Source organism: Nonomuraea sp. NPDC004186 (genome assembly GCF_053603495.1).
The window spans coordinates 1-25,729 of sequence record NZ_JBSGFQ010000006.1; the positions used below are offsets into that span (position 1 = coordinate 1).

Consider the following 25,729-nt stretch of genomic DNA (forward strand, 5'->3'; position numbering starts at 1 on the left):
GAGCCTCGCCCGGGTGGATGCGGACTTCCGGGTGGCGTTCTGCCCACTCGGTCATGCACACGCCCATGCTCCGCCGCAGCCCTTCCAGGGCCTGTTCGGCCTGCGCGCGCAGGCCCGGGTCCTCGGGGTCGAGGCCGTCGTCGAAGACGAAGGTCCAGCCGCGCACCTCGCCGCCGGGCCGGCGCCTGGCCACCAGCCGCACGCCGCCCCTCCCCGGTAGTTTCACGTGCTTGTTGACCACGATCGTGGAGTTGACGCGCTCCCGCACGGTCTCGGGCAGCATCCGCGGGTCGGTGATCCGCTCGGCGTGTCGCGTGCCGTCCGTCGTGAGGATCCGCACCCCGTCGTCGTCCCACGACGCCTTGTCGACCATCTCGTACGGCACCCGCGTCCCGTCCGTCAGGTAGAGGGCGAGGTTCGTGGCCACCACATAGCCGGAGACCGCCCCGGCGGCGAACGTCAGCACCCGCTCCCCGGGCTCGGTGGCCAGGGACTTGCGCACGTCGGCGGGCAGGCGGCGGAAAATGCTCATTCCTCCACGTTATCGGCGAGCAGATCGAGGGTGAGCGCCGCGCTCCACGAGAAGTCCCTGCACCCGCGCCCGCTGCCGTCGAAGGGGTCGAAGCACTCCCGGAACCCGGCCTGCCGGACCAGCCGCAGGGTGCCGTTGGCGAGCTGCTGGCCGAGCTGGTCGAGCGAGTGCACGGCCGCGGCCCTGCGCAGCAGCCAGTTGGTGTTCACCCAGGAGGGGCCGCGCCAGTAGCGCGTACGGTCGAACTGAGGGGCCCGGATCTCGCAGCTCGGCACCGGATAGCCGGTGGCCCCCATGAACCTGGCCGACTCCAGCACCTCCACCGCCGCGTGCAGGTGGTCGCTGGGCAGCCCGGGATCCAGCAGCGGCCCGAACCCGCCCACCGTGCAGACCCGGATCAGCCGGTCGGTCCGCAGGTCGCGGGCGTAGAAGCACCCGTCCCACAGGCGGTCGAGCATGGCCTGCCTGATGCGGTCGGCCTGCTCGGCGTGCGGTACGGGGTCGGCGCCCGCCAGCGGCGCCAGCTCGGCCAGGGCCTGGCAGGAGGCCAGCCAGATCCCGTTGAACATCGGGTCCTCGATCGCGAACGGATGCTCGTCCCGCAGGTATTCGGCCCGGTATCCGGCGTCCCGGTAGCGCATGGCCAGCCAGACGTAGCGGTCGTGGTCGCTGTCGGGGTGGCGCTGCTCGAGCTCCACGTGGCGGTAGCCGTACCTGATCGCGGGCAGCGCGTTCAGGGGCTCGTCCCAGGAGGGGCTGTCGTCCATGCCCGACTCCCAGGGGTGCACGATCGCCGCCAGGCCCGCGCCGCCGAGATCGCGGGCCGAGGAGAGGTAGGCGTGCTGGGCCACCAGCGCCGGGTACGCCTTCCTGACGAACGCGACGTCGCCGGTGTGCCGGTAGAACCACCACAGCGCCAGCGCGTGCAGCGGCGGCGAGGTGAGCCCCGAGGTGAGCACGCGTGGCGCGGCCTCGTGCTCCTGCGAGCGCCACACGGACGGCCCCGGGAAGTACGCCTCGCGCGTGTGGAAGACGATGTGCGGCACCATCCCGGTCGCCCACTGCCCCCGCAGCAGGCTGAGCAGCTCGTCGCGGGCCCGGTCCGGCCGGTGCCTGGCCAGACCGATGACGACGAACGCGGAGTCCCAGCTCCATTGGTGCGGATAGAGACCTGGCGCGGGCACGGTGCCCGTGCCTGTCCAGTTCGCCTCGAGCACGGCCAGTGCCTCGCGCCCGAGCGCGGCATCGTCGACCGCCGGCCGCGCCTCCATCACACAACTATGCCTGGGGAAACCCCAAGACGCTATGTCCTCTTGACCCACTTCGACAGGAGCATGACGCCGAACGCCACGGCACCGATGATCAGCCCCCACTTGAGCAGCGTGAGAGCGAAGCCCACAAGGGGCCCGAGAAGTACGAGTGCGGCCACGACGGCCGCGATGATCAGCAGAATTCGTCCCATGCCTGCAACGGTAAAAGATCCTTTAAGCGAATTGCAGGCGATGCAGGGTTGAATCAGGGACAAGTCAGGGTCACCCCTACTCTTGGAACCAACCGGCCGACCCCCCCGTTGTGCCGGTAGGAGCAAGGGTTCGGGGGAGGCCTGCTTCACGGGGAGCGTGATGAGCCTGGGACCACCTATGAGCAGGGAGGGCGTCGAGCACGCACTGCGCGCTCGAGCCGACGAACGCGACCGCGTCTCCGGCGACCTGCTCGATCTCGAATCCCACACCACCTATCAGCTGCTCAAGGGAGCCTCCTTACGCGGGGAGACACAGCGGAGATGGGCCGCGGCGCAGGAGTCGCTGGCCACGCTGTGGTCTCTGAACGACGCGTACCGGGGGGTGCTGCGTGACGCGGAGCAGATGAGGGCCACGCGCGCCAGGCTGACCCCCGAACAGCTGAGCCGGCTGACGGAGCTGCTGGCGGGCCCGTCCGTGGTGCTGCGGGCCACCGCCAAGCCCGTCGAGCAGCGCTCGCTGCTCCCCCAGAAGGACGAGCGGCTGACCCTCGACCAGACCCTGACCCGGATGGACGCCGCCTTCCGCGAGGTCACCTCCGCGCTCAACGACATCGACGCGGTGTGGAACGCCGTGCTGCCCCGCCTCGACGGCGCCGACGGCGACCTGCGCCACATCCGCGACCTCGAACGCCAGTTGGGCGAGGGCACCGACCTGACCGCGCAGGAGGCCGAGCTGAAGCGGCTGCGCGGCTCGGTGCTCGAAGACCCGCTGGGCCCGTCCGCGGAGCCGGACCTCGACCGGCTGACCCGGCTGCTGGCCGGCTCCCGCGCGGAGCTGGAGCTGGCGCTCACGGTCAAGGACGAGTTCGCCAGGCGGCGGGAGGACCTCGTGGCCGCGCTCGACCGGGTACGGGCGGCCGAGAGCGAGGCCAGGCTGGCCCACGGCGCGGTCGTCGTGAAGATCGCCCTGCCGCCGCAGGCCCAGCCGCGCGGCCGGGCCGAGTCCCTGGCCGCCGAGCTGGACGCGCTCGACGCCTCGGCCGACACCTGGGTGCTGCGGGCCAAGCGGCTGGCGGCGCTGGAGGAAGAGGCCCGCAAGGCCGCCGAGCAGTCGCAGACCACGGCCAAGGCGCTCTACGGCCTGGTCAGCAGGCGTGACGAGCTGCGCGGGCGGCTCGGCGCCTGCCAGGTGATGGCGGTGCGCAAGGGCCTGGCGGAGGACCCGGCGGCCTCCGAGCTGTTCGAACGGGCGCGCGTGCTGCTGTGGACCGCGCCCTGCGACCTGACGAGGGCGGCGGCGGCCGTCGAGACGTACCAGCGCGCGATCCACGGAGGTAAGCCATGACCCGCTGCGCGCAGCCGGGCTGCACGGGCACGATCGAGGACGGCTACTGCGACCTGTGCGGCCACTCGGCGAGCACGCCGGCGCCGCCGCCCGCTTCTGTGCCCGTTTCTGGGCCCGTTTCTGGGCCTGTTTCGGTCCCCCTGCAGACACAGCCGGTGAGCCGGTCGGTCACCTCTCCGGTGAGCAGCGGCAGGTCGCGGCCCGGCGTGCTGGCCACCATCGCCGACCTGCCGTCGGTGCCCTACCGCGACCCGGCCACCGCCGTGATGGCCGACCCCGTGGTGCCCGAGAACAAGCGGTTCTGCGCCAACCCGGCGTGCGGGCAGGAGGTCGGGCGCTCCAGGGAGGGCCGGCCGGGGCTGACGGACGGGTTCTGCCCGCACTGCCGCACGCAGTTCTCGTTCACCCCCAAGCTGGACAAGGCCGACCTGGTGGCGGACCAGTACCGGGTGCTGGGCTGCCTGGCGCACGGCGGGCTCGGCTGGATCTACCTGGCCTCCGACGAGAACCTCGACGGCATGTGGGTCGTGCTCAAGGGCCTGCTCAACACCAACGACGCCGAGGCGCTGGCGGCGGCGGAGGCCGAGCGGAAGTTCCTCACCACGGTCGACCACCCCAACATCGTCAAGATCCTCAACTTCCAGCGCTCCGGCGGCTTCGGCTACATCGTCATGGAGTACGTCGGCGGCCAGTCGCTGCACGAGCTGCGCCGCCAGGGCCCGGTGCCGCTGCGCGAGGCCCTCATGTACGGCCGGGAGATCCTGCAGGCGTTCGCCTACCTGCACGAGCACGGCATGGTCTACTGCGACCTCAAACCGGCCAACGTGATCAGGGTCGGCAAACGGCTCAAGCTCATCGACCTGGGCGCGGTGCTGCCCATCGGCGCGCCGCCGGGCTCGGGCTGGGCCACGCCCGGCTACCACGGCCCCGAGGTGGAGACCCACGCCGCCGCCGCCACCGCCGACCTCTACACCGTGGCCAGGACGCTGGCGGTGCTGGCGATCCCGGGCTTCTCCCCGTACGCGAACGGCGTGGCCACCCCGCTGCCCGAGGACTGCGGGCACCCGTCGTTCACCCGGCTGCTGCGCAAGGCCACCGCCGTCAATCCCGCCGACAGGTTCCAGAGCGCGGAGGAGATGGAGGAGCAGCTCGTCGGGGTGCTGCGGGAGGTCAGCGCCATCGAGGACAAGGTCCCGTACCCGGCGCCCTCGCCGATGTTCGGGCCCGAGCGCGGCGCCGTGGGCACGGCGCTGGCGGAGGAGAGCGACGTGGTGTTCGGGCCGCTCGACCCGGTGGCCGTCGCGCAGGCGCTGCCGGTGCCGCTGGTCGACCCCGCCGACGCGGCGGCGGGCGCGCTGGCCGGGCTGCTGGGCAGCGACGGCAAGGAGCTGATGGACCAGCTCGCCGCGCTGCCCAAGACCCCCGAGACGAAGCTGATGCGGGCCAGGCTGCTGGCCGAGGGGGCCGCGGCCGAGGCCCCCGTCGCGCTGAACGAGCTGGACATCGAGCTGCCCCGCGACTGGCGGGTGACCTGGTACCGCGGGGTGCTCCACCTGACCACGGGGCGGCCGGAGGAGGCCGTCGCGATGTTCGACGCGTGCCTGTCGGCGCTGCCCGGCGAGCTGGCGCCGAAGCTGGCGCTGGCGTTCGCGCTGGAGTGCGCGGGCAAGCCCGCCGCCGGCTGGTACGAGGCCGTGTGGCGGACCGACCACTCGTACGTGAGCGCGGTGTTCGGGCTGGCCAGGTCGGGCCGGATGAGCGTGCTCGACGAGGTGCCCACCCATTCGGTGCACCGGGCGCGGGCGCAGGTGGCGCTGGCGGTCTCCGTCGTACGGGGGGCCGACCTGAGCAGGCTCACCACGGACGATCTGGTGGGCTCGGCCGACCGGCTGGCCAAACAGGCCGACCTCGACCCGCGCCGCCGCGACGTGCTCACCGCCGAGCTGCTCACCTCGGCGCTGACCTGGCTCGAGAACGGCTCGCCACCGAAGGGCGCGCGACTGGCCGAGGCGCCGTTCACCGAGCAGGGGCTGCGCCGGCGGCTGGAGTCGATCTTCCGCAAGCTGGCCGTCGCGGCCGAGTCCCGCCAGGAGCGCCACGCCCTCATCGACCAGGCGAACGCCATTCGACCTAGGACGTGGTTCTGATGGCTGGTTGTCCCGTGTGTGAGGCGCCCGTGCTCGCGGGTGACATCTACTGCGAGGCGTGCGGGCACACCCTGGGTGCGCCGACCTGCGCGTCGTGCGGCGCGGCGGCCGTGGATGCCGAGGGCTACTGCGAGCGGTGCGGCCTGCGCCAGCCCACCGACAGGGACCACGCGGAGACCGTGATCGACGGCGGCGCGGCGGCCGTGACCGACAAGGGCCTGCGCCGCAGCCGCAACGAGGACGCGGTGGCGCTGCTGACGTCCGGCGACGCGATCGTGACCGTGGTCTGCGACGGCGTGGGCAGCTCGCCCAGGGCCGACGAGGCGTCCGCGGTGGCCGTCGAGACCGCCTCGGCCGCGCTGGCCAGGGGGCTGGGGCAGGAGGAGGCGTTCGAGCTGGCCGGGCGCGCGGTGACCAAGCTCGCCACGTCCGTGGACGACGCCCCCGCCTGCACGTACATCGCCGCCGTGGTCGAGCGGGGCCGGATCACGCTCGGCTGGGCCGGCGACACCCGGGCCTACTGGCTGCCGGGCCCGGCAGGCCGGCCCGGCGTCATGCTGACCGTGGACGACGCGATCGAGACCGGCGAGATCACCGGCTGGCTGGGCGCCGACGCCGTCGACGTCCCGCTCCACGTACGCACCCTCACCCCGGAGGAGCCCGGCCTGCTGCTCGTCTGCAGCGACGGCCTGTGGCGCTATCTGGACGGCTACGCCTTCCCCAGCTCCGGAACCCCCATCGACATGGCCCGCGAGATGCTGCGCCACGCGCTCGACTCCGGCGGCCAGGACAACGTGACCATCGCCTTGATCCCCCTAGGAGTGACGCATGGGTGAGCAGCCGACCTTCACCTTGACGATCGACCAGAACAAGTACCTCTCCACCGACGGCCGCGACGTGCACGCCATCCTCACGGTCAGCTCCACCGGCGGCGTCACCACGCAGTCCGTCGCCGCCGAGGCCGCCGAAGTGATCATCATTGACACGTCCGGCTCGATGAGCGGCAGCAAGATCCGCGAGGCCAGGCAGGCGGCCACGACCGCCGTCCACACCCTGCGCGACGGGGTGTATTTCGCGGTGGTCGCCGGCACCGAGCGGGCCAAGGTCGTCTACCCCGGCGGCAACGCCAACCTGGTCAGGTCGAGCCCGGCCACCAGGGCCGAGGCCGAGCGGGCGATCAGCCGGTTGAGCGCGCACGGCGGCACCGCCATGGGCGAGTGGCTGAAGCTGGCCGGGCATCTCCTCTCGGCGCACCCGTCGGCGATCCGGCACGCGCTGCTGATGACCGACGGCCAGAACAACGAGCGGCCCGAGGTGTTCGCCTCCGTGCTGGCGGGCTGGAGCGGCAAGTTCGTGTGCGACTCCCTGGGGATCGGCGAGGACTGGGTGCCCGCCGAGCTGCGGAAGGTCGCGGAGGCCATGCTCGGCTCGTTCGACTACGTACGCAACCAAGGGGATCTGTCGGAGTTCTTCCGCAGGCTGACGCAGACGTCGATGAGCAAGACCGTGGCCGAGCTGTCGCTGCGGGTGTGGGTGCCGCAGACCGCGACGCTGAAGTTCGTCAAGCAGGTCTCCCCCACGCTGCTCGACCTGACCGGCAAGCGCACCGACGTGAACCCGCTGACCGGCGACTACCCGACCGGCTCCTGGGGCACGGAGGAGCGCGAGTACCACATCTGCGTGGAGGTGCCGCCGGGGCAGATCGGGCACGAGATCAGGGCCGGCTGGGTCAAGCTCGTACGCCCCGACACCCAGGAGGTCCTGGCCAGCGGGAACGTGCTCGCCCAGTGGACCGACGACCTGGCGCAGTCCACCCGGATCAACGGCAAGGTCGCCCACTACACCGGCCAGGCCGAGCTGCACGAGCTCATCCAGGACGGCCTCAGCGCCCGCGCCATGGGGGACGTCGACACCGCGACCGCCCGCCTGGCCAAGGCCCAGCAGCTGGCCGCCCAGTCGGGCCGCGAGGACACGGCCAGGCTGCTGGAGAAGGTGGTCGAGGTCGATCCGGCCACCGGCACGGCCAGGCTGCGCAGGAACGTGGACAAGGCCGACGAGCTCGAGCTCGACACCGGCTCCGTCCGTACCAGCCGGCTGCGCAAGGAAGGAAACTGATGGCCACCTGTCCGCAGGGGCATCCGTCAGGCGCCGACGACTACTGCGACGTCTGCGGCGCCCAGATGGGGGGCGCGCCCGCGGCCGCGCCCCAGCCCCAGGCTCCGGGCCCGTCGGTGGAGGCGTGCCCGGTCTGCCAGACGCCGCGCGCCGGGCAGTTCTGCGAGGTGTGCGGGCACGACTTCACCGGCGGCAGCGCGCCCGTCGCGGTCCCCGTGAGCGGGGTGCGGTTCGAGGCCGTCACGGCGGCCGACCGGACCTACTACGAGAAGGTCGTCGCCGAGGGCGGGCCCGACGCGGCGGCGATGGCGTTCCCGCCGTACTGCCCCGAGCGCTCGTTCGCGCTGATGGGCGAGCAGGTACGCATCGGGCGGCGCAGCAGGGCCAGGAACGTGGCCCCCGAGATCGACCTGACCGGGCCGCCCGAGGACCCGGGCGTCTCCCACCTGCACGCCGTGCTGCTGGCGCAGCCGGACGGCTCGTGGCTGCTGGTCGACCCGGGCTCCTCCAACGGCACCCAGGTGAACGGCAAGCCCGTCAAGGTCAACGTGCCGGTCAGGGTCGGCGCGGGCGACCGGATCCACCTGGGCGCGTGGACCGTCATCACCATCAGGGAGGGCACGCCGTGACCCTCGCACAGCCCCGGGCGCCCCAGGCCCCCGCGGTGCCGGCGGCGGGCGGCCCGCCGCCGGCGCGCCGGAGCGTGCCCGGCAGGATACGGGTCATCACCGGCATCACCGTCGCCTCGCTGGCGCTGCTCTTCGGGGCGCTCGCGGTCGGCAGCATGACCGCCCGCGATGGCCTGCAGGTCATCGGGCGCGACGCGGGCCCGCAGGTGGTCGCCACCGCCGATCTCTATCTGGCGCTGAGCGACATGGACGCGCAGGTGGCCAACGTGCTGGTCATGGGCGACCAGTACGCGCCGCAGCGCGCGCAGGCGCTCGACCGCTACGAGGCGGCGCGGTCCAGGGCCAACGAGGCGCTGATGCAGGCCCTGTCGCTGGCCGACACCAAGGCGGAGCAGGCGACGGTCCACGCGGTGCTCGACCGGCTGGGCCGCTACGAACGGCTGACCGGCCAGGCGCTGCTGCTGGACGAGCGGTCCAAGCACGCGCCGGGGCCGCCTCCCCAGGACGTGGTGCTCACCTACCGCGAGGCCACCAAGCTGATGCGGGTCGAGCTGCTGCCCCAGGCGTACAACCTGACCTTGGAGAGCGGCACGATCGTGCGCGCCACCTATGACGAGAAGGCCGTCATGGTGCCCCTGCTGCGGGCCGCCGTGGTGGTGGCCGGGCTGCTCGCGCTGGGCTGCCTGATCTGGCTGCAGGTCTTCCTCGCGCGGCGCTTCCGCCGGGTGTTCGGCCCGGCGCTGCTGGTCGCCACCGTGACGACCGCGGTCGCGCTGATCTCCGGGCTGACCGTGCTCGCGCAGGACGAGAACGCGCTGCGCACGGCGAAGTCGGCCGGGTTCGACTCGGTGCTGACGCTGGCCAAGGCGCGCTCGATCAGCAACAGCATGCAGGGAGACCAGAGCCGCTACCTGCTCGACAAGGAGTGGGCCGACACCTACGAGCACACGTTCCTGGACAAGGCGATGTCGGTCGTCTACCTCAAGGCGGGCAACCTGCGGACCTACCACGACCAGGTCGCCAAGGGTGACGACGACGTCCTCGGCCTGCTGGGGCCCGAGCTCGTCGGCAGGCAGGGCGACCAGGCGATGGAGGCGTACCGGAGCTTCCAGGCCGCCGACGGGAAGTTCCGCGAGCTGGTGGCGGGCGGCAGGACCAACGAGGCGGTCGCCGAGCGGCTCGGGCCGGTGAGCCAGGCGTTCGACGCCTATGACCGCGCGCTGGTGTCGCTGTCCGCCGGGCACCAGGCCGTGTTCACGCGGGCGATCGCGACCGGCGAAGGCTCGCTGGACAACCTGTGGCGGCTGCTGCCGTTCGCCATCGGCGCGATCGGCCTGCTGGTGATCGCAGGGGTGTGGCCACGACTCAAGGAGTACCGGTGAAGCGGGCGTTGGCAGCGGTGCTGGCCCTGTTCGCGACAGTCGTCGCGGGCTGCGGGACGGACGGGCAGGAATCGGTCCTGGACAAGGACAAGATCGTCATCGCGGTACGGCCCGACCTGCCGTCGGTCGGGTTCCGCCGCCCGGACGGCGGGTTCGAGGGCTTCGACGTGGACGTGGCCGCCTACATCGCGCGCAAGCTGCACAAGCAGGCCTCCTACATCCCCGTGCTGGCCGCCGACCGGGCGAAGGTGCTGACGGACGGCAAGGCCGACCTGGTGCTGGCCACGTTCACGATCGACCAGGAGCGCAAGAAGGACGTGCTGTTCGCGGGACCGTACCACGTCTCCTACCAGGACATCCTGCAGCGGCCCGACGAGACGATCAAGAACGTGCGCGAGCTCAAGGGCCGCAAGATCTGCGCGGTCAAAGGCTCGAACGCGGCCCAGCGGGTCGTGGAGGAGCGCGAGGTGCCGGCGCAGCTGGTGCCGTTCGACGACTACAAGGCGTGCCTGACGGCGCTGAAGAGCGAGCAGGTCGACGCGGTCACCACCAACGACGTCATCCTGGCGGGGCTGGCCAACCAGGACGGGACGGGGCTGAAGCTGGCCAACGCGCAGTTCAACGAGCAGCGCACCGGGGTGGGCATGCGCAGGAGCGACGTGGCCGGGTGCGAGGCGGTCAACCGGGCGATCACCGACATGTACCAGGACGGGACGACCGCGCGGCTGCTGCACCGGTGGTTCGGCAAGTCGGGGCTGGACCTGTCGACGGTCGCGGTGCCGCAGTTCGAGGGCTGCTCCTGACGGCCGCGGACATGGGAAGGGCCCGGGCTGCGAGGCCCGGGCCCGTTCCCTTGGGATCCCTCCGGATCAGTCCAGATAGTCCCTCAGCATCTGCGCCCGCGTCGGGTGCCGGAGCTTGGCCAGGGTCTTCGACTCGATCTGCCGGATGCGCTCCCGCGTGACCCCGAACTCCCTGCCCACCTCCTCCAGCGTGCGCGGATGACCGTCGGCGAGGCCGAAGCGGAGCTGGATGATGCGCTGCTCGCGGTCGGACAGCGTGGCCAGGATGTCGTCGAGCTGGTCCTGCAGCATGATGAAGGCCGCGGCCTCCATGGGCACGACGGCGTCGGCGTCCTCGATGAAGTCTCCGAGGTCGGAGTCCTCCTCACCGATCGGCGACTGCAGTGACACCGGCTCCTGGGCGATGCGCTGGATCTCCACCACGCGATCGACAGGGAGGTCCATCTCCTTGGCGATCTCCTCGGGAATCGGCTCGCGGCCGAGGTCCTGGTGGAGCTGGCGCTGCACGCGCACGAGCTTGTTGATGGTCTCCACCATGTGCACGGGAATGCGGATCGTCCGCGCCTGGTCGGCGATGGCCCTCGTGATCGCCTGCCTGATCCACCAGGTGGCGTAGGTGGAGAACTTGTAGCCCTTCGTGTAGTCGAACTTCTCGACCGCCCGGATGAGCCCGAGGTTGCCCTCCTGGATCAGGTCCAGGAACAGCATGCCGCGGCCCACGTACCGCTTGGCGATCGACACCACGAGCCTGAGGTTGGCCTCGATGAGCCGCTGCTTGGCCCGGGTGCCCTGCCAGACGAGCTCCCTGAACTCCGGGAAGGCCAGGCGCGAGACCCCGCTGCCCAGCTTGTCCTCGGCGAACAGACCGGCTTCGATCGACTTGGCGAGCTCCACCTCCTCCTCTGCGGTCAGCAAAGGCACACGGCCGATCTCCCGTAGATAAATACGGACCAGATCGCTGGTCGGCGCCCGCTTGCCAACGTCTTCCTCATCGGCGCGGGTGGCCTCCTCGTCGCCCTGGGGCTCGAGGACCTCCACGCCGTTCTCGGCGAGCATGCGCACGACGCGTTCCAGCGCGTCGGACGGCAACTCGGATCGGTCAAGCGCGGCTGCGACGTCATCGACGGTTACGCTCCCGCGCTCTCTTCCCTTCGCGACGAGGTCCGCCACCTGATCTACCGATGGCGGACTGCTTGGCAGCACCGATGCACCCACGGGAGACAGTCTGCAGTATTGGTTCCATCAAATGGCAGACCCATTTTTGTCACCGAAGGTAAGACTAACGTCCTTACCGAATTGAGATCACTTAAAGGTTTAGCCGGAGTTTGATCAGGAAAGTAAAGTCAATTACGCGGTCTGGATTCCCGGCGCCCGGCGACACCCTCCGGCGGACGCAACTCTTTCGCTGCCTGGAAGTCGTCGGCCATCCTCTTTGTCGCTGCATTGGACCGCGCCAGGCTCCCGGACTTTCCCTGGTCAACCGCCCTGATATCCCGCTTGTCATCGCGGCCGAACTGTTATCAACCGCCCGCGTGGTATGCCCGCTTCACAGGGGTTCGGTAGTCGTCCGCGACCTGGCTCGCGCCGCTGTCCACGTCGATCCGGACCAGCCGTGTCCGGCCGCCGCCGTCCACGCGGAGCGTCACCTCCCGCTCCCCCGTCCAGGTGGCGGCCGCCGGCTTCTGGACGGCGATCTTCTCGCTGACCTGCCTGCTTGCCAGGTCGTACACCACCAGGCCCGGGGCCTGGCCCGGCACGTACACGGCGACCCTGCGCCCGTCGGCGGCCAGCGCCACGACCTTGCCGTCGCCGTCCCACGCGGGCAGGTTGAAGCCCACGATCTGGGGCGGGGTGTCGCGGCGGAGCACGCGCCCGCGCAGGTCCGTGACGGCCAGGTCGGTCGTCGAGCCGCTCCGGACCAGCAGCATCTCACCGCCGTCGCCGCTGAACCCGGCCGGGTTCCAGTTGAGGGGGGCCGGCAGCGAGCCGATCTTCTTGCCGGTGACGGCGTCGAACACGCGGCCCCGGTGGGAGCCGTCGTTGTCGAAATAGGCCAGCCGTCGGCCGTCCGGCGACAGCATCAGCGTCGTCTCGTCCACGCCCACCTCGTTCCTGGGCTGCTTGATCGATCCCACGCGCTTGCCGGAGGGGTAGGTGACGAGGGCTCTGTCCGCCGCCCTGAAGTAGGCCATCCGGGCCCCGTCGGCGCTCACCGCGACCGGCCTGTTGCCCTCCCCCAGCGCCTTCAGCGTGCGCGTGGCGCCGCTGCGGAGCACGACCTGGAGCGTCCTGCCCTTGAGCGGTTCCGCGTAGCGGATCGGGTCGCTCGCGGCCCCCGCGGCCGGCGTGATCGCGAACGGCGCCAGCAGGGCGGCCGCGACGGCAAGGTGACTCACTCTCACTTCGGCACCCCCGCGTGGATCGTGTACTTGTCCACCTGCTTGGTGGCCCCCGTCGCGGGGTCGAGCGCGTAGACCCGGGTGGTCCGCCGCAACTCCTCGTCGGAACCGACGACGCGGCGGAGCTCCAGCCGCCCGCCCGGACCCCAGGCCAGGCTCGAGGTGCCCTGCGTCGCCTTGATCGGTCTGCCCTTGCCCGCCCAGGCGCGGGCCAGCAGGTCGTACGTCCGCACCCGCTCAGGCTGCTTGCCCGCCGTGGGCGGCCGCACCAGGAGCGTGTGGCCGTCGGCCGCCAGCACGAACTCGGAGTCCCTGGACACGACCTCCTGGGGCGGCGTGTCGGCGACCGGCTCGCCGTCCAGCGGGTACGCGAGCACCTCGATCGTGTTGTCGTCCTTCGCCCTGGTCGCGAGCACCTCGTCACCGTCGGCGCCGAACCCCTTCGGCACGTCGGTCGCCGGGAGCGTCCTGACCGTCTGGCCGGTCGCCACGTCGACCACCATCGGCGCCCGCGGCTTCGCCGCCTCCGCGAAGCCGACCAGCAGGCGGCGGCCGTCGGGCGACAGGAACAGGTCGACGTACTTGGTGCCCACGCCCTTGCCGTAGGCGGGCAGCACGGTCGCCTTGCCGCCGGGCCACCGCTCGACGACCACCCGGCCGTCGCGGGCCCTGACGTAGGCGATGGTGCCGCCGTCACCGCTGACCTCGAACGGCGCCGGATCGTCCTCCACCTCGTCGGCCCGCGTCCCGTCGGCCTCGGTGGCGTACCGGGCGGCGGCGGGGAACTTCACCCAGCGGCCGTCGCGCAGGTAGAGGTACCAGGGGGCCTTCTTGCACGGGATGAAGTAGTCAGCGCCGCAGTTGGGCAGATGTGCGGCCCGGACCAGCGAGCTCTTGGCCGCCCCCGCCTCCGCCGTGCCGGCCGCGCCCGCCACCATCGCCACGGCCGCCAGCGCCCCCAGGGCCGACGTGATCTTGACTCTCACGCCGGTTTAGACCGCTTCGCCGCCGCAAAGGTTGATCACAAACCCATCACGCCGGGCAGGCGGCGCAGGGCACGTGGCCCGCGGGCCGGGGCCCAGGGCGGCGTGCGGGCGTGGCCGCCGGGGGCGGGGGTCAGCTGCCGGCGGCGCGGTCGCGGAGGACGCGGCGCTGTTGCTCCAGCGCCACCAGCTCCCCGAACAGCTTGTTGTACTCCTGCTGCTCCTCCACCGGATTGAGCCGCTGCATCCGCGACTTCGCCTGCGCGATGGCCCGGTCGACCGCGATGGCCTCGATGGCCGCCAGCATGGCGCCGGCGTAGCGTTCCTCGGCGTGCGCGTCCGCCTGGATGGGCTCCACCGCGAAGCGGGTCACCAGCCCCCGCGCCCCCTCCTCGTGCGCGTGCTCCAGCAGCCGGTCGACCCACTCGCGCCCGCCGTAGGAGCCGGCGGCCACGCCGCCCGCGGCGAGGATGACCTTGTGCAGCGTCACGTGGTCGGGAGCCGTGAACGCCTGCGGGTCGAGCGCGTCGAAGCGGGGCCCGAGCAGCGCCGGGCGCTGCACGGCGAGCTTGAGCAGCTCCCCCTCCACCCGCACGCTCGGATCGACGGGCGCCGCCTGGGGCGCGCGCCTCGGGCGGCCCTGCTGCGCCCCGCCCACCTCGGCGATGCGCTGCATCACGAACCGCTCGTCCATGAACCCCAGCCACCGGTCGAGGTCGATGGCGTAGCGCTTGCGCAGCCCGACGTCCTTGATCCCGGCCACGATCGGCGCGGCGGCGTCGAGCGCGGCGATCTTGCCTTCGTTGCTGCGCAGGTCGTAGCGGGAGATCGTGCTCCTGATCGCGAACTGGAAGAGCGGCTCCCGGCTCGCGATGAGGTCCCGCACGGCCGCGTCGCCCTGCTTGACCCGCAGGTCGCACGGGTCGAGCCCGTCGGGCTGCACCGCGACGTAGGTCTGGGTGACGAACTTCTGCTCGTCGGCGAACGCCCGCAGCGCCGCCTTCTGCCCGGCCGCGTCGCCGTCGAAGGTGAAGATCACCTCGCCCCGGAATTCGGCCTGGTCGAGCAGGAATCTGCGCAGGATCTTGATGTGCTCCTCGCCGAACGACGTGCCGCAGGTGGCCACCGCCGTCGGCACTCCGGCCAGATGGCAGGCCATCACATCGGTATAGCCTTCGACGATCACCGCCTGGGCGCGCTTGGAGATCTCCCGTTTGGCGAGATCAATCCCATAAAGCACCTGGCTCTTCTTGTAAAGCGGCGAGTCAGGCGTATTCAGATATTTCGGACCATCATCGGAATCGAGCAACTTCCGCGCGCCGAATCCGATCACATCGCCCGTGGCGTCCCTGATAGGCCAGATCAGCCGCCCTCTGAAGCGGTCGATGGGCCCCCGCCGGCCCTCCTTGGCCAGCCCGCCCTTGACGATCTCCTCGGCGGTGAACCCGCGCCCCAGCAGATGCCGCGTCAGCGCCTCCCATTCGGCCGGCGCGTAGCCCACCCCGAACAGCTCGGCGTCGGCCCGCTCGAAGCCCCGCTCCGACAGGAACCTCCGCCCGGGCGCCGCGTCGGGCACGAGCAGCTTGTCCGCGTAGAACTCCGCCGCCGCCTTGTGCGCCTCGATCAGCCGGGCCCGCTCGCCGTGGTCGCGCCTGGGGACGTAGCCGCCCTGCTCGTACTGCAGCGTGATCCCGGCCCGCTGCGCCAGCCGCTCGACCGCCTCGCCGAACGACAGGTGCTCGATCTTCTCGACGAACGTGATCACGTCGCCGCCCTCGGAGCAGCCGAAGCAGAAGTACATCCCGCGCTCGGGGGTGACGTTGAAGGACGGGCTCTTCTCGTCGTGGAAGGGGCACAGGCCCTTGAGGTTGCCGCCCCCTGCGTTGCGCAACTGGATGTGTTCGCCGATCACGTCGGCGATGGGTGAACGCTCACGTACGAGCGCGATGTCGACATCACGGATCCGGCCAGCCACGCCGGTGAGTCTATTCCGCCCCACCGACGGTTCCGCCCCTCCGGGCCCGGTACGGGTAGGCGCGCATTACCTGTCGGTTGCTAAAGAGGGAAACCGGCTCTGCGGGAGCTCCCGGTCGGCTACAAAGGTAAAGGTTGTCGGTGGAAACGGTGACACGGGTGGAGATCATGCGCACGGGGCATCTCGGACGATGGGCGGCCGTCACGGCCGCCCTGTTGCTGACCGGTGCCTGCTCCCAGGCCACCGGCCTGGCGGGGGTCAACGCGACCTCGCCGTCGACCCCGCCGGCCACGAGCCCGCCGGCCGCCGCGCAGCCCGGCGAATCGGCGGAGCCGGAGGCCGAGCACCAGGCGGCCGAGCAGCCGCCCAAGGGCGACGACCCGGTGAAGGTGCCGCCGCCGAAGATGTCGAAGTACGAGTACACCTTCCCGGTCAAGGGCTGCAAGACGACCTACCAGCGCCAGCTCCTCGTACTGCCCAAGACGACGATCTGGGCGCCGCAGGGGTGCGCGTTCGTGGCCCCGATCGGCGGCGTCGTGGACGAGGTGAACCTCCAGGACAAGTGGAGCCCGTCCACCGACGCGGGGGCCGCCCGCGAGGGCAGGTTCGTCACGATCATCGGCGAGGACGGCGTGCGTTACCTCGGCGGTCACCTCGACACGATCGCCGACGGCGTCCGGCCGGGCGTCCCGGTCAAGGCGGGCCAGCTGCTCGGGCGGGTGGGCCGGACGGGCAACGCCCGCGAAACCGGGCCCAACCTCTACTTCGCGATCTCGTGGAAGACGGGCCCGGCCTTCTGGTGGGTACGCAGGGGCATGGTCAAGCCCTGGGACTACCTCGACGCCTGGGCGACCGGCAACCGCACGTACTCGCCCAGGGAGGAGACGCTGGCGTTGCGCGGCAAGCTGGGCGAGACGCCGGGCTGCGCCGTGCAGTGCGGGTCGAAGAAGGTCCCGCAGGCCGGCAAGACCCAGGGCCCGAAGCCGAAGCGCACCGACGACGGCGTGATCACCGTCACCCCGTCGATAGCTCCTTTTGATCAACAATGACGCGTGACCTGATGAGCTCCTGGATCTCGTCCACGACGTCCCAGACGTTGACGTTCATGCCGGCGATCACGCGTCCCTCGCGCAGCCAGTACGCGATGAACTCCAGGCTCTCCGGCTCGCCGCGGTAGACGATCTCGTCGTAGCCCTCGATGTCGCCGGAGAACTCCATGCCCAGCTCGTACTGGTCGGTGTAGAAGTACGGGATCCGGTCGTAGACCACGTCCTGGCCGAGCATGGACCGGGCGGCGGCGGGGCCGCCGTGCAGGGCGTTGGCCCAGTGTTCGACGCGCAGGCGGCGCCCGTACAGGGGGTGGAGGGGCTCGGCCACGTCGCCGGCGGCGAACACGTCGGGGTGCGAGGTGCGCAGCGCGGCGTCGGTGTGGATGCCCTGGCCGACGTCGAGCCCGGCGTCACGGGCGAGCCCGACCTCGGGCGCGGCGCCGATGCCGACGACGACGAAGTCGGCGGCGAGCCGCTCGCCCGAGCTGAGCCGCACGCCCGTCTCGGTGATCTCGGCGGCGGCGGTGCCGAAGCGCAGGTCCACGCCCTTGCTGACGTGCAGGCGGGCGAACAGGTCGCCGAGCTCGTTGCCGAGCGGCCGGTTGAGCGCGGTGGGCTCGGGCTCGACGACGGTGACCTCGCAGCCGGCCGCGCGGGCGGCCGCCGCGGTCTCCAGCCCGATCCAGGAGGCGCCGACGATGAGCACGCTGCCCGCGCTCGCCAGGCGCTCTTTGAGCGCCTCGCTGTCGTGGACGGTCCGCAGATAGTACGCGGGCCCCGGCAGGCGTCGCGGCGTGGCGCCGGTGGCGATGAGCAGCTTGTCGTACCGCCGGCGCGACCCGTCGCCGAGCCTGACCAGGTGGTTGTCGAGCTCGATGCGCGTGACGCGCGTGCCGAGCCGCAGATCGACGGCGTTGTCCGCGTACCACTCCGGGCCGTGGACGAAGATGCTCTCTCGTTCGCTCTTGCCCTGGAGGTAGTCCTTGGACAGGGGCGGTCGTTCGTAGGGCCGTTCGTTCTCCGCGCCGATGAGCACGATCTCGCCGTCGAAGCCTTCCTCGCGCAACGTCTCCGCGGCCTTGGCCCCCGCGAGTCCGGCACCGACGATCACATATGTGGCCATGGGCGCAGTATCCGCCTGCGACGGTCATGGGGAAAGCCGGGTGTACCGGATCATGGGGAAACTTGGTCAGCGGGAGAGCCTGCGGTGCCACGCCACGGCGGAGGTGTCGGTGAGCGAGGCGATCTGGTCGATCACCACGCGGACGCGGGCCGCGTCGTCGGCGGCGCCCAGGTACGCGGGCCTGAAGGCGGGCTCCAGCGTGCCCGGAGCGCCCAGCGTGATCATCGAGGCCAGTTCGGTGATGAGCTCGCGCTGCCTGGCCTGGTTGGCGTTGTGGTCCCTGGTGGCCATGACGTAGTGGGCGGTGACGCCCTTGAGCAGGGCGCACTCCAGGCGGGTGGCGTGGGGCACGACGAGGTCGGCGCGGTGGCGGGAGCCGTACACCTCCTTGGTGGCGGTCTGGGCCGAGCGGCAGAAGCGGCCGATGAGGCCGCTCGTGAGGGCTTTGAGCCCGGCCAGGTCCGCGAGCGTGGCCTCGAAGCGGCGCGGCCAGAGCGGGTCGGTGATCAGCTTGGCGAAGATCTCCTCCAGCTCGCCGAGGTCGGCGTTGGGGGCGTACCAGGTGCGGGTGGTCTCGCACACCAGCGTGCGCTCGATGGGCGAGCGCAGCGCCTCGGGGGTGACGTGGCCGGAGTGGAGCGCGTCCTCGAGGTCGTGTACGGAGTAGGCGACGTCGTCGGCCCAGTCCATGATCTGCGCCTCGAAGCTCACCCGCCCGTCGGGCGCGCCGTCCCGGATCCACCGGAACACGGGTAGATCATCGTCATATACGCCGAATTTTGCGGATTTTTCGCATGTCCAGGGATATTTGATGGAAGCGTCGAGCGCCGCCCGCGTCAGGTTGAGCCCGGCGCTGCGGCCGTCCTCCGTGAGGACCTTGGCCTCCAGCCTGGTGAGCAGGCGCAGGCTCTGCGCGTTGCCCTCGAAGCCGCCGCACGAGGCCGACAGCGCGTTGAGCGCCATCTCCCCGTTGTGGCCGAAAGGTGGGTGCCCCAGGTCGTGCGCCAGGCACGCGGTCTCCACCAGGTCGGGATCGACGCCGAGCGTGGCGCCCATCTCCCTGCCGACCTGACCGCATTCGAGGGAGTGCGTGAGCCTCGTGCGCGGGATGTGCTGGCCGCCGCCGAGGGACTCGGCAGGGCCCACGACCTGCGTTTTCGCGGCCAGCCTGCGCAGGGCGGCACTGTGCAGCACGCGGGCGCGGTCGCGCTCGAATGCGGAGCGTTCGGGATTGCCGGGAGGTTCCGGAACCCAACGCTCCTGATCATGGTCATCGTAGTACGGCATTGCTTAGGTGATTTTATCCAGTTTCCGGTCTCCGCTAAGGTCGAGCCTCGCGAGAACCCCTTCCCCGGGAGCCCTCACCCCATGACGACAGCGTTCCGAGCAGTGCTGGCCTTCATCCTGCTCGCCGGCTTCTACGTTCTGGTCGGCCTCTTCCTGGTGGCCGCCATCTTCTTCGATGTCCTGCTCCTCGTGGACTTCCACGCGAACACCCTCAAGCTCGCGATCATCCTCACCCTGGTCGCCGGCGCGCTCGTACAGGCCCTGTTCGTGGTGAGCCGCCGCCAGGGCGGCGAGCAACCGGGCGTGCCGATCGGACGCGAGCACGAACCCGCGCTCTGGCAGACGGTCGAGGAGCTCGCCCAGCGCGTGCGCACGGCGCCGCCGGACGAGATCCGGCTGGTGGCGGAGGTGAACGCGGCCGTTTCCGAGGACACGCGCTGGCTGGGGATGAAGGCGACGCGGCGGCGGATGTTCATCGGGCTGCCGCTGCTGCAGACGCTGACGGTGGACGAGCTGCGCGCGGTGCTCGGGCACGAGCTGGGCCACTACAGCGGCGCTCACACGCGGCTGGGCGCGCCGGTCTACCGGGGGCGGGTCTCGCTCCTCGCCACCGTCCAGGGGCTGCGCAACCACCCGTTCGTCCAGCGCCTGTTCACCTGGTACGCCAAGTTCTACCTGCGGGTCTCGCAGGCCGTCTCGCGCAAGCAGGAGCTGGAGGCCGACCAGTTCGCGGTCGCGATCGGCGGGCGGCAGGCCATGGCCGGGGCGCTGCAGAAGATCCAGACCACCGCGACCGGCTGGGACCTCTACGTCGCCAACTACCTGTCGCTCACCGGCGCGGGCGGCACCAGGCCCCTCTCGGTGTTCGGGGGCTTCCACGCGCTCATGAGCGACTCCGACCGGCAGGCCGAGATCGCCAAGCTGGGAGAGGAGCCGCAGGAGGTCTCGCCGTACGACTCCCATCCGAGCCTGACCGAGCGCCTGGCCGCCATCGAGCACCTGCCGGAGCCGCCGCACGTCCCCGACCCCCGCTCGGCCCTGACGCTGCTGCGCGACGCGAACGTGGCGGTGCAGGCCGTGGAGCAGTCCATGTGGACGCCGGAGGCGCTGACCGGGCTGCGGCCGGTGTCGTGGGAGGAGCTGGTGTCGCACGCCATGTACGCGGGCCGCAACGCCGACGCCCTCCACGACCTGGCGGTCGCCGGCCAGCGGGTGATGGGGGCCGCGCGGCCGTACCTGGACGCCGCCTTCGAGGCGATCGCCCGGGGCCGGCAGGCGGAGCTGGAGGCCGTCCTGCGCGAGCAGGGCTGGAACGCGTCGGAGACCCTGCTCGCCGGGGTGCTGGGGCAGGCGCTGGAGGCGGTGCTGATCCAGCTCGGCGAGGCCAAGTGGACGCTGTCGTGGTCGGGGCCGGCGCGGCTGCTGTTCGACGACGGGGAGGAGGTGGCGCTGTCGGAGTACGCGGCCCAGGTGTCGGCCAATCCGGAGGCCGTCTCCGGGCTCCGGCGGTGGCTGGGGGACCACGGCATGCGCCACGACTACGTCCCGATCGAGGAGCCCTCCCCCGGGCAGCCCGCCGAGGCCGCGACCCCCTCGATCTAGCGCAGCGCCCGCTCGAATCCGGCGCGGTGCTCGGCGACCCAGTCGTGGCAGGCGCGCACCTGCGCCACCGCCCCCTGCTCGCGCAGCCTGATCGCGTACGCCAGCCCCTGCGCGGCATCCCGCTCGATGCCGCGCCGGCATCGGTCCTGCCACCAGAGGATCGTCTCGACCACCTCGCCGCGCTCCCGCAGCCCGTAGGCGTCGCAGATCAGCCGCACCCGCCGGGCCGCGTCGGCCGGGTCGGCGATCAGCGGGCCCAGGCCCGCGTACTGCCAGCAGACGTGCGCCACGTCGTGAACGCGCCGTCCCGGCCCCGCCATGTCCCAGTCGATGAACGCCACCGGCCGCGGCTCCTCGCCCCGGTAGACGGTGTTCCGGGGAGACAGGTCGTTGTGGCAGACCACCTCCTCCTCCCCTGCCAGTGAGGTGCCGGCGGTCAGGTCGTGGAACTCCCGCACCAGCTCCGCGGCCCGCGCCAGGCTCTCGTCCGAGGCGACGCCGTCCGGCTGGACGTCCTCCCAGGCCACGTGGCCGTCCATGAAGCTCAGGATCTCCCGACCGCGCTCATCGAGGCCCAGGAACCGGGGCGCGGCCGCCCATCCGCTCCGCTCGAAGAGGCGCAGCAGCTCGTGCACGTACGCGGCCCGCTGTCCGGGCGTGCGGCGGACGGTGTCGCCGACGCGGACGACCGCGTTGACGAAACCCCCGGGGAGGTGTGTCTCGGACATGGTCTCCAGCCTGTCGCATAGGTCAGCGGTTTGAGGCTTTCACGCGGTCGATGGCCTGTTCAGCGCGCAAAGTCTCACAGGGCAGTGCAATGAAACACTTGAAGGTATGACTGAGAGCGAAATCATCGAGTTCGTGTCCGGTTTCCCCGGAGTCGTGACCCAGACCATCGAGGAGAACAGCGAGGCCCCCGAGATGGCCTGGGGCGACACGTTCTTCTTCTACGACCCGGAAGGCACCCTGGAGACCCATCCCCGGCAGCCGTTCGCCACGATCGTCATCAAGGACTACCCGGATTGGGACACCTTCTCCGACCTGAACAGGCCGGGCGTGTTCCGGCTCAACATCGCCGTCGGGCGCGCCACCCTCCAGCGGCTCGCCGGCGACGACGCCGAGGTCGACTACACGGCCGAGGACCGCGTCCTCCCCCACCCCAAGTACGCGACCCAGGGCTGGATCGCCATCGTGAACCCGGGCGAGCAGGCCCGCCCCCTCCTGACCGAGGCACACACGCGCGCCGTCACCCGCCACCGCCCCCGCAAGACCTCCTGACCCTCGCGCCTGGCCGGTCCCCGGCCAGGCGCAGCGAGGTCAGCGGGGTTCGTCGTCCCAGTCGGGGGGCGTCACCGTGCCGGAGAGCCAGTCGCGGCGCAGGATCGCGTAGCCGACGGCGTCGTGGACCGTGCCGTCCAGGCCCGGCCACGACTCCCGGTAGTGCGACTCCTTGGCGTACCCGCTCTTGCGGAAGACCGCCCGCATCGCGTGGTTGTCCTGGCGGGTCGTGCCCTCGATCCGGTTGACGCGCGGGAGCTCGGTGAACAGGTAGCCGGTCAGCCAGGCGACCGCCGCGGCGCCGAGGCCCCGGCCCCGCCATTCCCGCCCGATCCGCAGGTCGAACAGGGGGGTGTCGTCGGCGAGGTCCTGCAGCCGGACCAGGCCCGCGCGCTCCCCATCGGCGAGCACCCAGAACGTCCTGGACTCCTCGTCGTCGTAGAGGCCGTCCGCGGCGCGCTCGCGCACGGTCTCGGGGTCCTGGACGCCCGCGTGAAAGGGCCATTCGTGCCCGGTGAGGAAGCCGACGAGCGCTTCGACGTCGTCCGGGGAGAATCTCGTGAACTCGATCTGCACCCCCCGCATCCTTCTGACGGGCTCCGCGCGGGGTCAACCGAATTTCAGCGGGTCAGCCGATCACTCGCTCGGGGCTGTCCAGCCAGACCCGCTGCCCGTCGGGCGTGATCGTCACGCCGAACCGCTCCCGCTCCGGCTCGCCCCAGTCCGCCCACGTCCGGCGGGCGTCACCCGGCTCGGCCAGGACGTCCTCGGCCAGGACGGCGCCCGGCGGGGTGTCGCGCCGCGTCCACGTCATGGTCGTGAGCGGGGAGAACCGGCCGTCGGCCGTGCCGTCCGGCCCGACCACGAGCCGCAGGGCGTGCCCGTCGCCGTACGGCGCGACCACCACCCCGCCCGGCCTGGTCTGCGCGATCCAGGCGTACGGCACGGTCCGCACGGCGTACGTCGCGTGCACCCCGTCGTACGGCGCCCGCTCGGCCCACCCCGCCGCGCCGTCGCCCACGACCAGGTGCGGGAGCGCTCCCGCGGCGGCCAGGTTCTTGGCGGCCTGCTCGGCCACAGTGGGATCCGCCTCGATGGAGGTCACACTCCCCGACTGCCCGACCAGCCGGCACAGCAGGGCGGCAGTCCACCCCGTACGCGTGCCCACCTCCAGCACCCTCTGGCCCGGCGCCGGTCCGAGCAGCTCCAGCAGGTCGGCGACCGCGCTGGGCGCGGGACAGGAGCACCCGTCGGCGGCGACGATCGGGCGCCCGGCGTAAACGGCGTCCCACCAGGCCGGCGGGTCGGCCTCCCGGTCGATCGGCGCGCTCCCCCCGTCGCGCTCGGGCGACTCCCCCACCGGCGGCACGAACCAGTGGCGCGGGACCGCCCGCAGCGCCTGCTCGATCGGCCGGGTGAGGGGCGGGCGGTGGTCGGTGATCGCCGCGATCATCGCGTCGAGCCGCCACGCGATGTGCGTGAACATCACACCTCCCCGTTCGCGAAAGGATGCCCGCATTCGTGCCTCCCCACAGCTCCACCTCCATATCTCGGGAAACGCTATCCGTGACGGTACGACTACGATCCGGATGCGGCAAGGGTTTCCATGGAAGTCACCGCCGAGGTGGGCGGCGCTGACATCCGGCCCGCGCGCCGGGTGAGGGAACGCCGTCAGAAGCGCCGCCAAAACGCTGCGTATCTCCCCGATCACCCAGTAAATTCGGAACCATCGCGCCAAACACCGGCGAGGGGGGATCGGGGTGCCGGGGAGCACGGCGATCGGCGGGCGTTACCAGCTGGTCACCTGCCTGGGCGGCGGCGCCGCGGCCGAGGTCTGGCTGGCCTTGGACCTGGGCCTCAACCGGAAGGTCGTGGTCAAACGTCTGCTGGCCGACAACCCCGGGTCCAGCCGGTTACGCGCCGAGGCGCGGGCCCTGGCCGCGTTCAACCACCGGCATGTGGTCACCCTGCACGACACGGTGGACGACCCGGAGACGGGCACGTTCTGGCTCGTGATGGAGCACGTGACCGGCGGGAGCCTGGACGGCCGGACCATGTCACCGGAGCGGGCGGCGCACGTCGGCGCTCAGATCGCGGACGCGCTGGCCGCCATGCACGCCGAGCGCATCGTGCATCTCGACGTGAAACCGGCCAACATCGTCGCCGCCGACGACGGCGTCGTGAAGCTGGCCGACTTCGGCGCCGCGTACCGGGTCGGGGGCCGCGACACGATCACCTCGAACGGCGCCATCAGCTACACCGTCGCCTACGCCGCCCCCGAGGTCATCAGGGGGCAGCCCGACCCCAGGTCCGACGTGTTCTCCCTCGGGGCCACCCTCTACGCGCTGGTCGCCGGGCGTCCGCCGCGCCGGGGAGCCGGCGACACGGAGTCGGACGCCGACATCGTGGCGTGGCGGGCCGCGCATTCGGACGTCTCGCTGACGGCGGACGTGGGACCGCTGGACGGGCTGCTGCGGGAGATGCTGCGGCTGGACCTCCGGGACCGTCCGGAGATCGAGGACGTACGGAAACGGCTGGCCGAGATCACCGGAACGCCGCCGCCGGTCCCCGCACGGCGACGGTTTCCGCTCCTCGTGGCGGCGGTGGCCGCCGCGGCGGTGCTGATCGCCGCCGGGTCCGTCCTCGGAGAACGCGGCACACCGCCACCCAGAGCCTCGGTGGCCCCCGCCACCCCTGCGCCAGCGGGGGACCTCTTGATCGGCGACCCCCGCACGGCCGACCCCTGCGCCATGACCGACGCCACCGCGCTCGACCGGTTCGGGAAGACCGAGCTCGACCGCGACTACGGGAACTTCGACCGGTGCGACGTCAGAGTGTCCCCGCCGGGCGGCGGAGTCGTGGACGTCGTGGTGGACCTCAACCACGACCCGCCTCCCGAGCAGCTCGGGGTGGCGCGGACCGTGGGCGGCATCACGGTGGCCGACGACCCCGCCGAGAGCGACGAGTGCTCGCGGACGCTCGTCCTGCCCGGCGTGGACGACGTCATCGTGAAAGTCCGGGCCAAGTGGGAGGGCGACGAGGGCAAGGCCGGGCTCTGCGAGATCGCCGACGCCGCCGCCACCGTCGCGGCGCGGGCGCTCGGCCGGGGCCCGCTCGAACGCCGTACCCCGCCGCTCCCCGCCACGTCGCTGGCGCAGCGGGACGCCTGCTCGCTGCTGTCCGGCAAGGCCCTGGAGGCCGTCCCGGGCATCGACGCCGCCGGCCCGGACGTCGGGTTCGGCGGGTGGGACTGCGAGTGGGACAGCACCACCAGTGACACCTGGGTGGACCTGGACTTCGACCGCGACCAGCCGCCCACCGCCGAGGACGGGACGGCCACCCGGATCAACGGCTACCGCGCCTTCATCCGGCCGGACCGGGAGGAGTGGACCTGCGAGGTCGAGGTGGTGTTCCGTCCGTACACCGATCAGGACGGCCGGACGGCGGTCGAGGAGGTACTCCTCGTGATCGGCGGCTCGCGCCCCATGGACCGGCTGTGCGGGATGGCCACCGCGCTCGCCCGCTCGGCCACCGCCGAGCTGCGCGGCGCCTGACGTCACGTTCCCGGGGAGGGTCCCGGAGAGGTTGGGGCACCATACGGCTGCGTCCGACAAGCAC

At 71.6% G+C, this 25,729-nt stretch carries 23 protein-coding genes; 11 read left to right on the top strand and 12 right to left on the bottom strand.

Translation table 11 applies throughout. The features are described 5' to 3' along the window. From ACWEPL_RS06445 to ACWEPL_RS06455, 3 genes are all read right to left on the bottom strand, one after another. Positions 1-532 (bottom strand): hypothetical protein (locus ACWEPL_RS06445; protein ID WP_452435389.1); only part of this gene is annotated, 532 nt, incomplete at its 3' end. After that, the gene (locus tag ACWEPL_RS06450) at positions 529-1,803 is read right to left on the bottom strand and encodes an amylo-alpha-1,6-glucosidase (protein ID WP_363967260.1); all 1,275 of its coding nucleotides are present in this window, start codon (positions 1,801-1,803) and stop codon (positions 529-531) included. The genes ACWEPL_RS06450 and ACWEPL_RS06445, both read right to left, overlap by 4 nt. Before the next feature lie 32 nt (positions 1,804-1,835). Next, the gene (locus ACWEPL_RS06455) at positions 1,836-1,994 is read right to left on the bottom strand and encodes a hypothetical protein (RefSeq protein ID WP_350725179.1); all 159 of its coding nucleotides are present in this window, start codon (positions 1,992-1,994) and stop codon (positions 1,836-1,838) included. 178 nt (positions 1,995-2,172) lie between these two features. Here ACWEPL_RS06455 and ACWEPL_RS06460 point away from each other — a divergent pair, with 178 nt between their 5' ends. Genes ACWEPL_RS06460 through ACWEPL_RS06490 form a run of 7 tightly spaced genes read left to right on the top strand, consistent with a single transcriptional unit; the run spans position 2,173 to position 10,415 of the window. Next, complete coding sequence (locus ACWEPL_RS06460; RefSeq protein WP_452435390.1) at positions 2,173-3,339, top strand: hypothetical protein; 1,167 nt, start codon at positions 2,173-2,175, stop codon at positions 3,337-3,339. Next, positions 3,336-5,486, top strand: coding sequence for a tetratricopeptide repeat protein (locus ACWEPL_RS06465; RefSeq protein ID WP_452435391.1), 2,151 nt, complete (start codon positions 3,336-3,338; stop codon positions 5,484-5,486). Before ACWEPL_RS06460 ends, ACWEPL_RS06465 begins: the two co-directional genes overlap by 4 nt. A gap of 14 nt (positions 5,487-5,500) precedes the next feature. Continuing rightward, positions 5,501-6,322: a PP2C family serine/threonine-protein phosphatase gene (locus tag ACWEPL_RS06470; RefSeq protein WP_350725173.1), complete on the top strand. Its 822-nt coding sequence runs from the start codon at positions 5,501-5,503 to the stop codon at positions 6,320-6,322. Next, complete coding sequence (locus ACWEPL_RS06475) at positions 6,315-7,601, top strand: vWA domain-containing protein (RefSeq protein ID WP_363967266.1); 1,287 nt, start codon at positions 6,315-6,317, stop codon at positions 7,599-7,601. The genes ACWEPL_RS06470 and ACWEPL_RS06475 overlap by 8 nt, the downstream gene beginning before the upstream one ends. Continuing rightward, positions 7,601-8,230 (top strand): FHA domain-containing protein, encoded by a 630-nt coding sequence (locus tag ACWEPL_RS06480; protein WP_355207996.1) that lies wholly within the window; start codon positions 7,601-7,603, stop codon positions 8,228-8,230. The genes ACWEPL_RS06475 and ACWEPL_RS06480 overlap by 1 nt, the downstream gene beginning before the upstream one ends. Then, the gene (locus tag ACWEPL_RS06485; protein ID WP_452435392.1) at positions 8,227-9,612 is read left to right on the top strand and encodes a hypothetical protein; all 1,386 of its coding nucleotides are present in this window, start codon (positions 8,227-8,229) and stop codon (positions 9,610-9,612) included. Before ACWEPL_RS06480 ends, ACWEPL_RS06485 begins: the two co-directional genes overlap by 4 nt. After that, positions 9,609-10,415, top strand: a complete 807-nt coding sequence (locus ACWEPL_RS06490) for a transporter substrate-binding domain-containing protein (protein WP_452435393.1) — start codon at positions 9,609-9,611, stop codon at positions 10,413-10,415. The genes ACWEPL_RS06485 and ACWEPL_RS06490 overlap by 4 nt, the downstream gene beginning before the upstream one ends. 66 nt (positions 10,416-10,481) lie before the next feature. On the opposite strand, the gene rpoD is transcribed toward ACWEPL_RS06490, so the two are convergent. The 4 genes from rpoD to dnaG all read right to left on the bottom strand — a co-directional run bounded on the left by rpoD (position 10,482) and on the right by dnaG (position 15,772). Then, positions 10,482-11,585, bottom strand: coding sequence for an RNA polymerase sigma factor RpoD (gene rpoD, locus ACWEPL_RS06495; protein WP_397367140.1), 1,104 nt, complete (start codon positions 11,583-11,585; stop codon positions 10,482-10,484). A 350-nt stretch (positions 11,586-11,935) separates the two neighbouring features. After that, positions 11,936-12,817: a hypothetical protein gene (locus tag ACWEPL_RS06500; RefSeq protein ID WP_452435394.1), complete on the bottom strand. Its 882-nt coding sequence runs from the start codon at positions 12,815-12,817 to the stop codon at positions 11,936-11,938. Then, positions 12,814-13,800 (bottom strand): hypothetical protein, encoded by a 987-nt coding sequence (locus tag ACWEPL_RS06505; protein WP_452435395.1) that lies wholly within the window; start codon positions 13,798-13,800, stop codon positions 12,814-12,816. The genes ACWEPL_RS06500 and ACWEPL_RS06505 overlap by 4 nt, the downstream gene beginning before the upstream one ends. A gap of 130 nt (positions 13,801-13,930) precedes the next feature. Next, the gene (dnaG, locus tag ACWEPL_RS06510) at positions 13,931-15,772 is read right to left on the bottom strand and encodes a DNA primase (RefSeq protein WP_363967279.1); all 1,842 of its coding nucleotides are present in this window, start codon (positions 15,770-15,772) and stop codon (positions 13,931-13,933) included. A 140-nt stretch (positions 15,773-15,912) separates the two neighbouring features. On the opposite strand from dnaG, the gene ACWEPL_RS06515 reads away from it, so the two are divergent. Continuing rightward, complete coding sequence (locus ACWEPL_RS06515) at positions 15,913-16,821, top strand: M23 family metallopeptidase (RefSeq protein WP_452435396.1); 909 nt, start codon at positions 15,913-15,915, stop codon at positions 16,819-16,821. Here the strand turns inward: ACWEPL_RS06515 and ACWEPL_RS06520 are convergent. Together ACWEPL_RS06520 and ACWEPL_RS06525 are read right to left on the bottom strand one after the other, a co-directional pair. Then, positions 16,787-17,944, bottom strand: a complete 1,158-nt coding sequence (locus ACWEPL_RS06520) for an NAD(P)/FAD-dependent oxidoreductase (RefSeq protein ID WP_363967282.1) — start codon at positions 17,942-17,944, stop codon at positions 16,787-16,789. The genes ACWEPL_RS06515 and ACWEPL_RS06520 overlap by 35 nt on opposite strands. Before the next feature lie 66 nt (positions 17,945-18,010). Then, complete coding sequence (locus ACWEPL_RS06525) at positions 18,011-19,231, bottom strand: deoxyguanosinetriphosphate triphosphohydrolase (RefSeq protein WP_363967284.1); 1,221 nt, start codon at positions 19,229-19,231, stop codon at positions 18,011-18,013. An 81-nt stretch (positions 19,232-19,312) separates the two neighbouring features. Here ACWEPL_RS06525 and ACWEPL_RS06530 point away from each other — a divergent pair, with 81 nt between their 5' ends. Continuing rightward, positions 19,313-20,833, top strand: coding sequence for a M48 family metallopeptidase (locus ACWEPL_RS06530; protein WP_350725151.1), 1,521 nt, complete (start codon positions 19,313-19,315; stop codon positions 20,831-20,833). Here ACWEPL_RS06530 and ACWEPL_RS06535 read toward each other — a convergent pair. Then, positions 20,830-21,561, bottom strand: coding sequence for a phosphotransferase (locus tag ACWEPL_RS06535; protein ID WP_452435397.1), 732 nt, complete (start codon positions 21,559-21,561; stop codon positions 20,830-20,832). The two genes, ACWEPL_RS06530 and ACWEPL_RS06535, sit on opposite strands and share 4 nt — an antisense overlap. Positions 21,562-21,667: 106 nt before the next feature. On the opposite strand from ACWEPL_RS06535, the gene ACWEPL_RS06540 reads away from it, so the two are divergent. Beyond that, positions 21,668-22,111 (top strand): DUF6194 family protein, encoded by a 444-nt coding sequence (locus ACWEPL_RS06540; RefSeq protein ID WP_397367133.1) that lies wholly within the window; start codon positions 21,668-21,670, stop codon positions 22,109-22,111. Between the two features lie 39 nt (positions 22,112-22,150). On the opposite strand, the gene ACWEPL_RS06545 is transcribed toward ACWEPL_RS06540, so the two are convergent. Both ACWEPL_RS06545 and ACWEPL_RS06550 read right to left on the bottom strand, forming a co-directional pair. Then, a complete protein-coding gene (locus tag ACWEPL_RS06545) occupies positions 22,151-22,687 on the bottom strand; it encodes a GNAT family N-acetyltransferase (protein ID WP_363967291.1) in 537 nt (178 codons plus the stop codon). Positions 22,688-22,739: 52 nt separating this feature from the next. Next, positions 22,740-23,597, bottom strand: coding sequence for a protein-L-isoaspartate O-methyltransferase family protein (locus tag ACWEPL_RS06550; RefSeq protein ID WP_452435398.1), 858 nt, complete (start codon positions 23,595-23,597; stop codon positions 22,740-22,742). A 274-nt stretch (positions 23,598-23,871) separates the two neighbouring features. Between ACWEPL_RS06550 and ACWEPL_RS06555 the strand changes: the two genes are divergently transcribed. Continuing rightward, positions 23,872-25,665, top strand: coding sequence for a protein kinase domain-containing protein (locus ACWEPL_RS06555; RefSeq protein ID WP_452435399.1), 1,794 nt, complete (start codon positions 23,872-23,874; stop codon positions 25,663-25,665). Positions 25,666-25,729 lie beyond the last annotated feature (64 nt).

Bases quoted from the DNA above. Each gene is read 5' to 3' on its own strand.
- ACWEPL_RS06525 (WP_363967284.1), bottom strand. From the start codon at position 19,231: ATGCCGTACTACGATGACCATGATCAGGAGCGTTGGGTTCCGGAACCT.
- ACWEPL_RS06450 (WP_363967260.1), bottom strand. From the start codon at position 1,803: ATGGAGGCGCGGCCGGCGGTCGACGATGCCGCGCTCGGGCGCGAGGCA.
- ACWEPL_RS06530 (WP_350725151.1), top strand. From the start codon at position 19,313: ATGACGACAGCGTTCCGAGCAGTGCTGGCCTTCATCCTGCTCGCCGGC.
- ACWEPL_RS06480 (WP_355207996.1), top strand. From the start codon at position 7,601: ATGGCCACCTGTCCGCAGGGGCATCCGTCAGGCGCCGACGACTACTGC.
- ACWEPL_RS06465 (WP_452435391.1), top strand. From the start codon at position 3,336: ATGACCCGCTGCGCGCAGCCGGGCTGCACGGGCACGATCGAGGACGGC.
- ACWEPL_RS06540 (WP_397367133.1), top strand. From the start codon at position 21,668: ATGACTGAGAGCGAAATCATCGAGTTCGTGTCCGGTTTCCCCGGAGTC.
- ACWEPL_RS06455 (WP_350725179.1), bottom strand. From the start codon at position 1,994: ATGGGACGAATTCTGCTGATCATCGCGGCCGTCGTGGCCGCACTCGTA.
- ACWEPL_RS06475 (WP_363967266.1), top strand. From the start codon at position 6,315: ATGGGTGAGCAGCCGACCTTCACCTTGACGATCGACCAGAACAAGTAC.
- ACWEPL_RS06460 (WP_452435390.1), top strand. From the start codon at position 2,173: ATGAGCAGGGAGGGCGTCGAGCACGCACTGCGCGCTCGAGCCGACGAA.
- ACWEPL_RS06550 (WP_452435398.1), bottom strand. From the start codon at position 23,597: ATGTTCACGCACATCGCGTGGCGGCTCGACGCGATGATCGCGGCGATC.
- ACWEPL_RS06520 (WP_363967282.1), bottom strand. From the start codon at position 17,944: ATGGCCACATATGTGATCGTCGGTGCCGGACTCGCGGGGGCCAAGGCC.
- ACWEPL_RS06535 (WP_452435397.1), bottom strand. From the start codon at position 21,561: ATGTCCGAGACACACCTCCCCGGGGGTTTCGTCAACGCGGTCGTCCGC.